Source organism: Streptomyces varsoviensis (assembly GCF_000718635.1).
GTDB classification, from domain to species: domain Bacteria; phylum Actinomycetota; class Actinomycetes; order Streptomycetales; family Streptomycetaceae; genus Streptomyces; species Streptomyces varsoviensis.
Genome location: NZ_JOBF01000003.1, coordinates 676,250 through 689,597, shown reverse-complemented (window position 1 = coordinate 689,597; position 13,348 = coordinate 676,250). Strand labels below are relative to the sequence as shown.

Annotated in this window: 10 protein-coding genes and 1 tRNA gene; 5 read left to right on the top strand and 6 right to left on the bottom strand. The window is 72.7% G+C overall.

What is annotated here, in order from left to right; all coding sequences use genetic code 11:
• Nucleotides 1–32 precede the first annotated feature (32 nt).
• The 6 genes from IF55_RS41335 to IF55_RS07445 form a co-directional block, all read right to left on the bottom strand.
• Complete coding sequence (locus IF55_RS41335; protein ID WP_078643793.1) at nt 33–704, bottom strand: lasso peptide biosynthesis B2 protein; 672 nt, start codon at nt 702–704, stop codon at nt 33–35.
• Nucleotides 701–961: a lasso peptide biosynthesis PqqD family chaperone gene (locus IF55_RS07460; protein ID WP_030875637.1), complete on the bottom strand. Its 261-nt coding sequence runs from the start codon at nt 959–961 to the stop codon at nt 701–703. Before IF55_RS07460 ends, IF55_RS41335 begins: the two co-directional genes overlap by 4 nt.
• A complete protein-coding gene (locus IF55_RS07455) occupies nt 942–2,819 on the bottom strand; it encodes an asparagine synthase-related protein (protein ID WP_157854256.1) in 1,878 nt (625 codons plus the stop codon). The genes IF55_RS07460 and IF55_RS07455 overlap by 20 nt, the downstream gene beginning before the upstream one ends.
• Nucleotides 2,820–2,966: 147 nt before the next feature.
• Complete coding sequence (locus IF55_RS39235) at nt 2,967–3,110, bottom strand: hypothetical protein (protein WP_157854257.1); 144 nt, start codon at nt 3,108–3,110, stop codon at nt 2,967–2,969.
• Between the two features lie 254 nt (nt 3,111–3,364).
• Nucleotides 3,365–4,015, bottom strand: coding sequence for a hypothetical protein (locus IF55_RS07450; protein WP_048831636.1), 651 nt, complete (start codon nt 4,013–4,015; stop codon nt 3,365–3,367).
• A 297-nt stretch (nt 4,016–4,312) separates the two neighbouring features.
• Nucleotides 4,313–4,388 (bottom strand) — tRNA-Arg (locus IF55_RS07445).
• 301 nt (nt 4,389–4,689) lie between these two features.
• Here IF55_RS07445 and IF55_RS07440 point away from each other — a divergent pair.
• The 5 genes from IF55_RS07440 to ettA all read left to right on the top strand — a co-directional run bounded on the left by IF55_RS07440 (nt 4,690) and on the right by ettA (nt 13,348).
• Complete coding sequence (locus IF55_RS07440) at nt 4,690–6,369, top strand: dynamin family protein (RefSeq protein ID WP_030875648.1); 1,680 nt, start codon at nt 4,690–4,692, stop codon at nt 6,367–6,369.
• Between the two features lie 5 nt (nt 6,370–6,374).
• Nucleotides 6,375–8,852 carry a GTPase gene (locus IF55_RS07435; RefSeq protein WP_398242661.1) on the top strand — a complete coding sequence of 826 codons (2,478 nt, stop codon included), beginning with the start codon at nt 6,375–6,377 and terminating at the stop codon, nt 8,850–8,852.
• 409 nt (nt 8,853–9,261) lie between these two features.
• Nucleotides 9,262–9,849 (top strand): single-stranded DNA-binding protein, encoded by a 588-nt coding sequence (locus IF55_RS07430; protein WP_048831634.1) that lies wholly within the window; start codon nt 9,262–9,264, stop codon nt 9,847–9,849.
• Between the two features lie 217 nt (nt 9,850–10,066).
• Nucleotides 10,067–11,527, top strand: coding sequence for a Cys-Gln thioester bond-forming surface protein (locus tag IF55_RS07425; RefSeq protein ID WP_030875670.1), 1,461 nt, complete (start codon nt 10,067–10,069; stop codon nt 11,525–11,527).
• 156 nt (nt 11,528–11,683) lie between these two features.
• The gene (ettA, locus tag IF55_RS07420) at nt 11,684–13,348 is read left to right on the top strand and encodes an energy-dependent translational throttle protein EttA (RefSeq protein WP_078643790.1); all 1,665 of its coding nucleotides are present in this window, start codon (nt 11,684–11,686) and stop codon (nt 13,346–13,348) included.

Below are 13,348 nucleotides of genomic sequence, written 5' to 3'. Positions count from 1 at the left end.
CCCGACGGGCCTCACACGGACCAGACCGCCGCTCAGGACGAGGGCCCCTCCGGACTGCCCCGTCTGAAGCGGCCCCGCCGGCCCCAGCGGGTCGAAAGGGTTGAACGGGCCGACCGGGCTGAACGGGCTGAACGGGTCGAATGTGGCGGACGGGGCGGACTGGCTGGATGAGGCGGACCGTCCTGACCGTCCTGACCGGGCGGTGTGGGCAGGCCGGCTGATCTGGCCAGGTCGGCTGGCCTGTCCAGGCCGGGTGGTCTGGACAGGCCAGATGGTGAGGAGTCTTCGGACCCGGACGCCGGGGGGACGGCGAGCAGAGTGCGGTAGGTGGCGGCCTCCTCGGGCTCCCCGACACGGAGACCGTCCGCCTCCACCCAGGCATGGGCGGCGAAGGGCGGCGTACGCACCCCCGTGCACCACGTGGGCCAGACGCCGCCCAGCCGGCACAGCAGCGCGGTGGCCAGGGAACGTTGGAGGCAGTAGCGCCCGGAGCACAGCACGCTCACCGCGGTCACGTCCTGGCGCGCCCGCAGCGCGGTGGCGTAGTCGGCGGGCGTAGCACCCCACCGCGCGGCGCGCAGGACGGCGCGCAGGCGCCGGGGCGGCAGATGGGCCAGCAGTCGAGCCAAGCCGACGGCGACACGGGCGGCGAGGCGGCGGCCCAGCGGCGGGCGGCCCGGCGTCGTGTCGAGGACCTGGCTCACGAGGCCGTCACCACCAGACCGGTACGGGTGAGGTGGTCGATGAGCGCTGCGACATCGGCGTGGGCCTGCTCCGGTGTGACCGGGCGGGCGGCGGCGAGCCCATCGGCGATCTGCCGCGGGGTGGCGCCCTCCAGCAGCGCCTGGACGATGGTGGCCCCGGTGGCGTTGAGCTGCCAGTAGCGGCCGTCGCGTTCATCGAGCAGGACCATGCCGTCCTCGGTGGGACAGCAGGCGACGTCAGTGCGTAGCTGTGTCAATGGAGGGCTCTTCCTGGGGGTCGCGGAGGGCGAGGTACTCGGGTTCCGGGTGGGCGGCCACCTCGCGCAGCCACGCCTCCGCGCCCAGCGTGTTCTCCAGCCCGGCGACGCCGCCGGTGTTCAGCCCCGGGCTGAGCATGGCCAGCCGCAGAGCGCGCGGCTCGGTGATGCCGGCGGCGGACAGGAGGGAGGTGTCGGCCCAGGCTGCCAGTTGGCGGCGGTGGGTTCTGAGGCCGTGGTGCCATTCGGTGCCGCAGTGGTCCTTCGTGGTGCGCTCCAGCAGACGGTCGGGGACCAGGCCGCCCATCGCGGCGGCCAGCAGTGGCTTGTACGACCAGGGGCTGCCCGCGTCCTCGGGCCGTACGGCCAGGCACGCGTCGAGGACGGTGTCGTCGCAGAACGGGCTGTGTGTCGGCAGGTCCGCCGCTGCACCGGCCTCGTACAACAGCCCGGCGATGCGCCCGGCCTCGCGCATCTGATGGATTCTGGCGTGCCGGCCGGCCTCCGAGGCGGGCGGCAGATCGTCCCGCTCGGCGGCTCGGGCGAGGAGTTCCCCGAACTGTTCGGCGGCCTGCGCGCTCGCCCAGGCCGGGAGCCGCGGGTACGTACCCCAGATGTCCGGGGCCTCGCCGACCGGGGCGTCCTCGCGCAGGTGCCCCCGCGCCGCCGTCAGCCAGGCGGAGTACGAGCGTCGGCTCAGCAGCATGCGCGCGGTGGCGGCCAGCGGCCACCGGCCGCGTGCCCTGAACCCGGCCGTCTGGCGCAGCGCGGCGCGCGGGCTGCGCCGCAGCAGGCCGTGGAGGTACGAGACGGGCGGCACCACCACGTGATCGCCGCCGTGCCCCGACAGCCGGAGCACCGCGCCCCGGCCGCGCAACTCGCCCGCCAAGCGCCGCTGGATGGCCCGGTCGCGCAGGAGGCAGCTCGGCTCCTCCAGCGGGGGACGGGGCTCGTCGAGCCCCGCGAAGCAGGCGGGCAGCTCCTCGGGCACGAACTCCAGCGGCTCGGCGCCGGGCAGCCGCTCGGCGGCGTAACGCGCGTACTCCCGGTCCTCGTTGCCGGCGGCGCTCCAGTGCAGGGTCGCGGTGACCAGCGACGCACCGGACTCGGCGGCGAGGAAGCACAGCGAGGAGGAGTCCATGCCGCCGGACAGGTCGGCCCCTACGACCTGGTCCGGCCGCGCCCGCAGGGCGACGGCCTCGCACAGGGCGTCGCGCAGCGCCGAGGCCCCTTCGGCGAGCGGCAGTTCGGCGGGCGGAGCCTGCCACCACGGGGCGGTGTGCCCGTGGCCGCCCGGCTCCGTACGCAGCGCGTCGCCCGGAGCCACGGCCTCCACGCCGCTCCACATCGATGCCCCGGCCAGCGGGTGCGGGAGCTGCGGGGCGGCCAGGTGAGCGACGATCCGCGCGGTGTCCGGCCGCGCGTCGACGAGCCAGGCCAGGGTCCGGGCCCGGTCCGCGCACACCGTCACCCCGCCGATCTCGGTCCGGTAGAGGCGCCGGGCCCCGGAGGCGCTCCCGCGCACGTACCCATGGCCTGCCATGGACGCGGCCACATGGAAACTGCCGTGCACCCCGGCCAGCGCGCTCTCCAGGTCCGTGAGGGCCCGCACCTTCTTCAGCCGGACCCGCAGCGCGGCGCTGGGCACCGACGCCTCGCCGAACAGGGCCAACAGTCGCCCGCCGGCCCGCGCCAGGGCCATCCGGCCAGTCGCCGTCCACGACCCCAGCAGCCACGGCCGCCCCGACGCGTGGGGCACCTCGTCCGCGGCCCGATCCCGCAGCCGGGCCACCAGACCGGGCGGAAACTCCGCGTCCGGAAGCACCACGAACCAGCATCCCGTTGCCGTACTCGACACGCTCCACCCCTCCCCGGACGCCACCGCGACGCCCCCTTGTGCCACGCGATCCCTCGGCCCTCGGCCCCTCGGCCCCTCGGCCCTCGACCCGCTCCCGCTCAGGCGACGGCCGCCGCTTCCCCCGCTCCTACGCCGCCGCTGGTCCCCTCACCCCCAGAAGGGGAAGCGCGGGCCATTGCCCTCGGGCGTCCCGCCCCCTCGCTCCCGAGTGAGTTCCACGAACTCGCCGGTCTCGACCGGCAGCGGGGTCTCGCGGACGTCGGCGGGCTCGATGGGCAGCGTCTCGCTCATCGTGATCACCTTCCGATCGATTCGGACGGCGGTTCCATCCGCTACACACAGTGACGCACGCGGAGGTCTCGGCGCGCTAGACCCCCCGACGAACATCACGCCCACGAGTGAACTCCAGCCCGTAAACCCGGCACGTCAGAGCAGTGTCCCCAGCGTTTCCTCGTACCCCGCCACCGCCGTCGCCCCCTTTCCCGTTTATTGCGGAGAGTAATGAAATCGGGGTCTTCCCTCCGTAGCGGCAGTCCGCCCCGGGCTTATCCGCGGACCGCTGCCCACACCTCGCGGAGCAGGTCGGGATGGTCCGCGCCGTAGGCGGTGACGGCGGCGTACACGGCGTCGAGCGCGGCCTGGAGCGGGTCGGGCCCCGCGGCGGCGAAGAGGGCCGGAACGGCCATGTGCGGCTGAGACATGTGTATGGGCGCCGGGGCGGCCGAGGCCCGGGTCGCCGCGATGGCACGTTCCCGCAACGGCCCGATCAAATACTGCACACCGCGCGAACTGGACGACGACTCAAAGCCCTTCAGGCCAGGCGGCGTCGCCCGTTCAATCAATCTCGCCGGAACCCGCTCGTCGCTGTCGACCAGCTCCCACACGCGCTCACGATCATCGAAGGGCGCCGGCAGCGGCCGCCCCTCGTCCAGGGCCGCCAGGGCCGGTACGACCCAGTCGAGTTCCGCCAGGCCGGCCACGTCGTAGGCCCGGCGGGCCGCCAGCCTGGCGACGACGCGCTGACGGTCGGCGCCCGCCCCGTCGATCGCGTGCACAAGACCGGCGTCGAACCGCATCAACCCCTGTACGTCGCCGCCGACCTGACGCAGCGCCTCACTGGGCAGCCGGCCGCTCGCGCCCCCTCCCTCGAAGCGGCATCCAGCCCGCCCCTCGGGCCGAGCCGCTGAACGCAGCATGCCTTCCCGCACTGACAACGCCCGCCGTCGGCAAGCGGGCGGCGGCCGAACGCGGGTCGCGACGGGGCGGGCGGGGGTGGGTCGCGTCGGGTGTGGCGCGTGGTGGGTACGGCCGGAAGGGGAGGGCCGGGACGACCGGGGGATCGGTGGCGCGTTCGGTCGACGGAGTGTTCGGGTGTGGTGGCGGCCGGCGGGAAGGGCGGGCGGCCGCCGTGGTGTCGAAGGCGCTTGGTCTGTGAGCGGTGTGCTTATGGCGCTCACACACCCTCACCGGTATTTTCCCAGGTGAGGGTGTGGTGGCGCCCCCGGCAGGACTCGAACCTGCGGCCAAGCGCTTAGAAGGCGCCTGCTCTATCCACTGAGCTACGGGGGCCGGTGTGACGGTCTCGGACGGCTGAAGCCCCGGGCTCGGTGGTGCCGTGACCTTGCCGGGGACAAGGATAGGGCTTCGTGCACCTCGTCCCGGTTGCTTCACCTCCGTGACACGTTGTGGAGGTTCGGTGAAGCGGTCCCGATAATCGCAGGCAGGTACGAATTCTGCATCGTTTTTCACGCATCAGGCGGCGGGTGTTGTGTACTCGTTATGCCTGGGCCTCACTCGCCACGCCTCGCGCACCGATGGCCATACGCTTCAAAAACCCAACGAAATTGGGCATTCTGCACATGTGGCGACCTTGGACGTACGGCCCCGGCTCCTCGACGCGCTGTCCGCACTGCGTGACCGTGTAGACGCCGCACGTTTCCCGCTCCCCCTTCCGGGCGCCGCCCGCGCGCGCCTCAGCCGCGTCGAGCTGTTGGCGCAGCTCGACGACTACCTGGTGCCCCGGCTGCAGGCCCCCGAAGCGCCGCTGCTCGCCGTCGTCGGGGGCTCCACGGGAGCCGGGAAGTCCACCCTCGTCAACTCGCTCGTCGGCCGGCGGGTCACGGCGGCCGGAGTATTGCGACCGACCACGCGTACGCCCGTACTGGTGTGCCACCCCGATGATCACCACTGGTTCGCGGGGCTGCGGGTCCTCCCGCGGCTGAGCCGCGTCTGGATGCCCACGCAGGAAGCGGCGGCCGGCTACGGACGTGCAGAAGGGCGGCGGCAACCGGAGCCGGTGCCGGAAGAGGGCGGCGACGGCGCGTACGAGGAGGACGGCGCGCCGCCCGCCCTGCGCATCGAGGCCGACGACGCCCTCCCTCGCGGCCTCGCCCTCCTCGACGCCCCCGACATCGACTCCCTCGTCGCCCGCAACCGGGAGCTGGCCGCCGAACTGATCTGCGCCGCCGACATCTGGGTCCTCGTCACCACCGCCACCCGCTACGCCGACGCGGTCCCCTGGCACCTGCTGCGTACGGCCAAGGAGTACGACGTCACGCTCGTCACCGTCCTGGACCGGGTGCCGCACCAGGTCGCGGCCGACGTCTCGCGGCAGTACGCGGCGATGCTGACCGCCGCCGGGCTCGGCTCCGTCCCCCGCTTCACCATCCCCGAACTCCCCGAGTCCGCCGGCGGCGGCAGCGGGCTCCTGCCCGCCACCGCGGTGGCCGCGCTCCGCGCCTGGCTCACCCACCGCGCCCAGGACCCCGAGGCGCGGACGGCCGCCGCGGCCCGTACCGCCGCCGGGGTCGTCGCCTCCCTGCGGTCCCGGATGCCCGCCCTCGCCGGGGCCTCCGCCGCCCAGCACGCCGCCGCCGTGCGGCTGATGCAGCGCGCGGAACGGGCGTACGCGGCGGCCGGCGAACGTGTACGGCGGGAGATCGCGGCCGGCGAAACGCTCGCGGGCGACGCGCTGACCCACTGGCGCGGCCACCCCCGCGACAGCACCCCCGGGGAACTGCTCACCGCGCTGGAGGAGTCCCTGGCCGCACTCCTGTGCTGCGCCACCGCCGCCGCCGACGACCATGTGGAGCCCGCACAGGAAGCGGGGACCCTCCCCAGGGAGGCCGCCCGGGGAGCCTCCGTGGCCGCCTCCGCGCTCGCGCCCCACGACCCCCGCGCCACCGCCGACCGCGTAGGCGTCGCCGTCCGGCGCTGGCGGCGGTGCGTGGAGGAGGCCGCGGAGGAAGAGGTACGGGCCGCCGAGCGGCCTGCCGCCGCCGACCCCGAACAGGTCGCAGCCCTGCTCGCCGCCGCGCTCCTGGGGGGCCGCCGCGCCCGTACGGCCGGTGAGACGCTCGCCGAGACCCTGGGCGCCCTGGGCGCCCTGCGGCTGCGCGACCGTGGCGGAGAACTGCTCGACGACTGCCTCACCCGTGTCCTCGATACGGAACGGGACCTGCGGCTCGCGCCCCTGGACGCGCTCGACGTCGCGCCGGAGCACCAGTCCGAGCTGATCGCCGCCCTGTCCGTGCTGCAGAAGGAGAGGTGACCCCGGTGACCGCGAACCCGCCCCGGCCCGCCGCCGATGACGACACCGGCGAACCCGGAGACACCGCCGGGGACGCCGGTGGCACCAGCGCCCTCGGCGACGCCGGTTTCCGTCTCGCCCCTGACCCCGGCACGGCCCCCTCGGCCCCCTCGGCCCCCCTGGTGCCGCCGCTGGTGATGCGCCGGGCCTCCTGGGACGACGGGCTGATCGCCCGCCGCGCGCAGCGCCCCGGCGCGACGAGCGACGACGCGACGAGCGACAGCGCGACGGACGACGGCTCACCGCGCCACGGCGCACCGCACCACGACATGACAGGCGGCGGCGCGACGGGCCACGGGGCGCGGTGGCGAGCCGGACGCGGCACAGGAGCGGCCCCTACGACTCCGGAAGGCGGGACCTGGGAGCCCGGGGAGTACGCGGTGCCCTATAAGGACTACGCGTATGCCCCGGGGTCCTATGGAAGCTACGGGGGCCACGCGCATCACGTTGGATGCGGAGGCGGCGCGGAAGCGCGCGAGAACGGGACGCGTGCGCGCGGCGTGCCTCGGTACGCGGCCCCCGCCTTTCCCGTCTCCAGGAGCGACTTCAGCTCCCTGCGGCCCCGCCTGGACGCCCTGCGCGAGCTCGTCGGGCTGTCCCGGACGCGGGTGGACCGGCGGACACTGGCCGAGGCCGGCCGGGTCCTGGAGGAGGCCGCCGCACGGCAGCGGCACTCCCTCGACCACACGGTGGTGGCCCTGGCCGGGGCCACCGGCAGCGGGAAGTCGACGCTCTTCAACTGCCTCGCCGGCGCCCGGCTCTCCGAGGCGGGGGTGCGCCGCCCCACCACGTGCGCGCCCGTCGCGTGCGCCTGGACGGACCACGCGGGCGGCCTCCTGGACCGGCTCCGGATCCCGCCCGAGGCGCGGTTGCGGCCACCGCGGCCGTACGACCCGGAGATGCGCGGGCTCGTGCTCATCGACCTGCCCGACCACGACTCGGCCGCGGTCGACCACCGCGAACAGGTGGATTGGCTGCTGGGGCTGGTGGACGCGGTGATCTGGGTGGTGGACCCGGAGAAGTACGCGGACGCGGTGCTGCACGAGCGCTATCTGCGGCCGCTGGCCGGCTACGCCGAGGTGACGTTCGTCGTGCTCAACCAGGTGGACCGGCTGCCCGGGGACGCGGCCGACCAGGTCCTGGACGACCTGCGGCGACTGCTGGACGAGGACGGCCTGGCGCTCGGCGAGTACGGCGATCCGGGCGCTGCCGTACTGGCGATGTCCGCTCTCACAGGGGAGGGCGTCGGCGAACTGCGCGAGATGCTGGGTCAGTTCGCCGCCGTGCGCGGGGCCGCCGAGCGGCGGCTGGCCGCGGACGTGGACGGCGCGACGGAGCGCCTGCGGTCCGCGTACGTCGCGCCGGGACGGGCGGGGCTCACGGAGGCGGCGCGCGAGGAGTTCGAGGGCCGGCTGGCCGAGGCGGTGGGCGCGGCGGCCGCCGGGCAGGCCGCGGAACGCGCGTGGCTGCGCGCCGCCGGCCGCGCCTGTGGCACGCCGTGGTCGCGCGCCCGCCGCTGGTACGGGCGGAGGGCGACGGACCAGGCGGACGCCGGGGGCTGTACGGCGGGCGGCGTCGGCGGAACCGCCCATGACATCGGCGGTTCCAGTGGCTCCAGCGGGCCCGGAGGTTCCAGCGGAACCTTCCGGGGCGGCGGGAGCGGCGGGCGTCAGCGGAGCCGCGCGGGGGCCGACTCGCGCGGCGGCCGGGCCTCGGCGACGAGCGCGTCGCGTCCCGCCGCGGGGGCGAGGGCGCATCTGCCGCGCCCCGCTTCGCAGCCGTCGCGTACGGCCTCGCGCCCCATGGTCGAGCAGGCCGTACGGACCTTGGTGCACGGCGCCGCTACGGGGTTGCCCGCACCGTGGGCGCAGGCCGTGCGCGAGGCGGCCGGACGCGGCGCCGAGGGGCTGGCGGAGGCGCTGGACGAGGTGGTGGCCGCCGACCGGACCCGGGACGCCGCGGACGCGAAGGGCGGCTGGGGAACGAGGGGCGGGAGGAACGCCAAGAAGGCGGGCGAGGGCGGTTCTGCGGTGCGTACGGGCCGGGGCACGGCCGGGAGCGCGGCGGGCCCGTCCGTACGGCCGAAGTGGTGGGCCGTCGCCGCCGCCGGGCAAGGGGTGTTGTTCGCCCTGCACGTGGCCGGCCTGCTCTGGCTGCTCGGGGCGGTCGTGGGCGTGGTCGGCGGCCAATGGTGGATTCCCGCCGTGGTCCTGACGGGCGGTGGGCTCGGCGGGCCCGTGCTGGCCGCGGCCTGCCGGGCCGCGGCGCGGGGTCCGGCGCGCGGCCACGGCCTGGACGCCGAGCGGCGCCTGCGGGACGCGGCCGCCGGGTGCGGGCGGGCGCGGGTGCTGGAACCGGTCGCCGCCGAGCTGCTGCGCTATCGCGAGGTGCGGGAGCAGTACGTCATCGCGGCGGGGCCGGGGAAGGCCGTGGGCGGCGTGTGAGAGCCGCGCCGGCCGGCGGAGCCTGCGCGAGTCGCGCCTGGGGCCGAAGCGCGAGGCTCGTACCGAAACGGTTGGCACGCGCCGACCCACGAGGCTCGGACCGAAACGGTAGGCCCGCGCCGACCCACGAGGCTCGGACCGAAACGCGAGGCTGATGCCGAAAGGCGGCGCCGCCTCGGCTCGCTGGCTGTGCCCTCTCGCGGGCTATCTGACCTGTGCGGTGCGACCTGCGCAGTGTGATCTATGCAGTGTGACCTGTGCAGTCTTTGTGTCTCGTGATGTCTCTGTAGCCCTTGTGGGTGGGGGAGTTGTTCACATTCGGCCTCCCCGTCCACAGGCCCCGGCGGGATTTCGGGAGAGCGGGCAGCATGAATGCACGAGATGCAGGAAGCGAACGGGGGCGGTTCGGATGAACGAAGCGTTGGTGACGGTCGTGGGAAATGTGGCCACGGCGCCGGACTTCAAGCAGGCGGCGTCGGGGGCGCCAGTGTCGCGGTTCCGGCTGGCTTCCACGGTGCGGCGGTTCGACCGGGGGCGCGGCGAGTGGGTCGACGGTTCCACGAGTTTCTACACGGTGTGGGCGTGGCGCTCGCTCGCGTCGAATGTGGTGGCTTCGATCTCGGTGGGGGAACCACTCGTGGTGCAGGGGAAGTTGCGTATCCAGCAGGGGGAGCGCGACGGCAAGCGGTGGCTGTCGGCGGACATCGAGGCCGTGGCCATCGGGCACGATCTCGCGCGCGGTACATCGGCCTTCCGGCGCGTAGTGCCCGGTAAAACATTGCGAGTTGAACGAAATGGTTCGGCGGATGAGAGGGAACCGGCAGTTCCGGGGGCGGCCGCCGACGCCGTAACCGCCTTGATCGCTGACGTCCGATCAGAGGGATTGCCGCGAGCGATTCCGGATGAGATGCCGGAAATGGCCGAGCAGGCGAATGAGCCCAATTGGTCGACGGAGCCCGTCGTGACGGGTGTGGGAGCCGCGTCAACATCCGTCTGAAATGGGGGGTTTGCCCCGTGGATTTGTCGATAATCCCAGGTCACGGGGGTGTTCGGTGATAACGATTCCGATTCGGATCGGTTATCCGAAGGTATGGGTGGGGACCGGGGTGCGCTCTATCCCTAGGATTCCGTTTCGTACCAACGGGGGCTCCTGAGTTTTGAGTTCGCTGGCGACGCGCGACCAATTGATCCGCGCTCGCCCGGAGGGGAAATCCATGATTTCTGTAAAAAGACGGGTTCCAGCCCGTCTTGCTGCCGCGGCTATGGCGTCCGGCCTGGTCGCGGCGGGTGCGATGGCCGCGGCCGGACCGGCCGTCGCGGACGAGGTGCCCCAGAACCAGGGCGGCGGTGCCACCGCCACGCTCGGCGGTCTGACGACTTCCGGCAAGGCGGTCGTGCATGACAAGGGCGACACCTGGGGCGTCGACGCCGGCCTCTTCCGGATGAAGGTGAAGGAAGGCGGTGACATCCAGTCGTACTGCATTGACATCCGCAACCCCACGCAGGCCGGTGCGCAGTACAAGGAGACCGACTGGGAGCAGTCCTCGCTCCACAACAACCCCGACGCGGGCAAGATCCTCTGGATCCTTGAGCACTCCTACCCGCACGTGAACGACCTCACCAAGCTCGCCAAGACCGCCGGCGTCTCCTCGCTCACCGAGGACCAGGCCGCCGCCGGCACCCAGGTGGCCATCTGGCGCTACTCGGACCACGTGAAGGTCGACGCGAAGAACGAGAACGCCGAGAAACTGGCGGACTACCTCACCAAGAACGCCGAGAAGGTCGAGGAGCCCAAGGCCTCCCTGACCCTCACGCCGAACGCCGTCTCCGGCAAGTCCGGCCAGAAGCTCGGCCCGATCACGGTGCACACCAACGCCAAGAGCGTGACCGTCGCACCGGCGGGCGACGCCGCCACCAAGGGCGTCAAGGTCGTCGACAAGACCGGCAAGTCCATCACCAGCGCCGTCAACGGCAGCGAGCTCTTCTTCGACGTGCCGGCCGGCACGGCCGACGGCGCCACCTCGCTGACCGCCTCGGCCACCACCCAGGTGCCGATCGGGCGCGCCTTCACGGGCATCGGCAAGTACGCCAAGAGCCAGACCCAGATCCTGGCCGGTTCCACCGCGAGCAACGTCTCCGCCCCCGCCACCGCGAACTGGGCGAAGAAGGGCGCGATACCGGCGGTCACCGCCAAGAAGGACTGCGTCAAGGGCGGCGTGAACGTCACGGCGACCAACCAGGGCGACGAGGCGTTCACCTTCACCCTGGAGGGCAAGAAGGTCACCGTCCAGCCCGGCAAGTCCGAGACCACCTTCGTGAAGGTGGCCGAGGACCAGGCCTACAAGTTCACGATCAACGGCCCGAACGGCTTCTCCAAGACGTTCTCCGGCGTCCTGGACTGCCAGACCGCGGGCAGCGGGTCGACCGGCGGCGGCACCCACACGCCCGCCCCGTCCACCGCCCCGTCCTCGCACCCGAGCCCGGCGTCGGCCGGCGGTTCCACCGGTTCCGGTTCCACCTCCGGCTCCAGCAGCACGGGCGGCGGCGACCTGGCCGAGACCGGTAGCAGCAGCGCCACCCCGGTGATCGCGAGCGTCGCGGTCGGCCTGGTCGTGGTCGGCGGCGGAGCGGTCTTCCTCCTCCGCAAGAAGAAGGCGGGCGCGGCCGGCCAGTAAGCCGACCGTCACCCTCCGAGCACGGCTGAACACCCCTGCCCCGGAGCGTCGAGGCGCTCCGGGGCAGGGGAGCCGTTACTGGTTTCCGCCCGAGGGCGGCCGTACGGCAAGATGGTGTGTATCTCTGCCCGCTCATCGATTGCCGGACGGTTTCTCTTGGCTGAGTACATCTACACGATGCGCAAGACGCGCAAGGCGCACGGCGACAAGGTCATCCTCGATGACGTGTCGCTGAGCTTCCTGCCCGGTGCGAAGATCGGTGTGGTCGGCCCCAATGGCGCCGGTAAGTCCACCGTCCTGAAGATCATGGCGGGGCTTGAGCAGCCGTCCAACGGCGACGCCTTCCTCGCGCCCGGCTACACCGTCGGCATGCTCCTCCAGGAGCCGCCGCTGGACGAGTCCAAGACCGTGCTGGAGAACGTCCAGGACGGCGCGGCCGACACGATGGCCAAGCTCAAGCGGTTCAACGAGGTCGCCGAGCTGATGGCCACCGACTACTCCGACGAACTGCTCGACGAGATGGGCAAGCTCCAGGAGCAGCTCGACCACGCCAACGCCTGGGACCTCGACACCCAGCTCGAACAGGCCATGGACGCCCTGGGCTGCCCGCCCGGCGACTGGCCCGTCACCAACCTCTCCGGCGGTGAGAAGCGCCGCGTCGCGCTCTGCAAGCTGCTGCTGGAGGCGCCCGACCTGCTGCTCCTCGACGAGCCCACCAACCACCTGGACGCCGAGTCCGTGCAGTGGCTGGAGCAGCACCTCGCGAAGTACCCCGGCACCGTCGTCGCCGTCACCCACGACCGGTACTTCCTCGACCACGTCGCCGGCTGGATCCTGGAGCTCGACCGCGGCCGCGCGATCGGCTACGAGGGCAACTACTCCACGTACCTGGAGACCAAGCAGACCCGTCTGAAGGTCGAGGGCCAGAAGGACGCCAAGCGCGCCAAGCGGCTCAAGGAAGAGCTGGAGTGGGTCCGCTCCAACGCCAAGGGGCGGCAGGCCAAGTCGAAGGCGCGACTGGCCCGTTACGAGGAGATGGCGGCCGAGGCCGACAAGATGCGGAAGCTGGACTTCGAGGAGATCCAGATCCCGCCGGGCCCGCGCCTGGGCTCCGTCGTCGTCGAGGTCAACAACCTCTCGAAGGCGTTCGGCGACAAGGTCCTCATCGACGACCTGTCCTTCACGCTGCCGCGCAACGGCATCGTGGGCGTCATCGGCCCCAACGGCGCCGGCAAGACCACGCTGTTCAAGATGATCCAGGGCCTGGAGACCCCGGACTCCGGCTCGATCAAGATCGGCGAGACCGTCAAGGTCAGCTACGTCGACCAGACGCGCGCCAACATCGACCCCAAGAAGACGCTGTGGGCCGTCGTCTCCGACGAGCTCGACTACATCAACGTCGGACAGGTCGAGATGCCCTCCCGCGCGTACGTCAGCGCCTTCGGCTTCAAGGGCCCGGACCAGCAGAAGCCCGCGGGCGTCCTCTCCGGCGGCGAGCGCAACCGGCTCAACCTGGCGCTCACCCTCAAGGAGGGCGGCAACCTGCTCCTCCTCGACGAGCCGACCAACGACCTCGACGTGGAGACGCTGTCCTCGCTGGAGAACGCGCTGCTGGAGTTCCCCGGCGCCGCGGTGGTCATCTCCCACGACCGCTGGTTCCTCGACCGGGTCGCCACCCACATCCTCGCCTACGAGGGCGACTCCAAGTGGTACTGGTTCGAGGGCAACTTCGAGTCGTACGAGAAGAACAAGATCGACCGGCTCGGCGTCGACGCCGCTCGCCCGCACCGGGCCACCTACAAGAAGCTGACGCGGGGCTGA

Excerpts from the sequence above, each read along its gene's own strand:
- IF55_RS07450 (WP_048831636.1), bottom strand. The coding sequence starts at position 4,015 with ATGCTGCGTTCAGCGGCTCGGCCCGAGGGGCGGGCTGGATGCCGCTTC.
- IF55_RS39235 (WP_157854257.1), bottom strand. The coding sequence starts at position 3,110 with ATGAGCGAGACGCTGCCCATCGAGCCCGCCGACGTCCGCGAGACCCCG.
- IF55_RS07430 (WP_048831634.1), top strand. The coding sequence starts at position 9,262 with ATGAACGAAGCGTTGGTGACGGTCGTGGGAAATGTGGCCACGGCGCCG.
- IF55_RS07425 (WP_030875670.1), top strand. The coding sequence starts at position 10,067 with ATGATTTCTGTAAAAAGACGGGTTCCAGCCCGTCTTGCTGCCGCGGCT.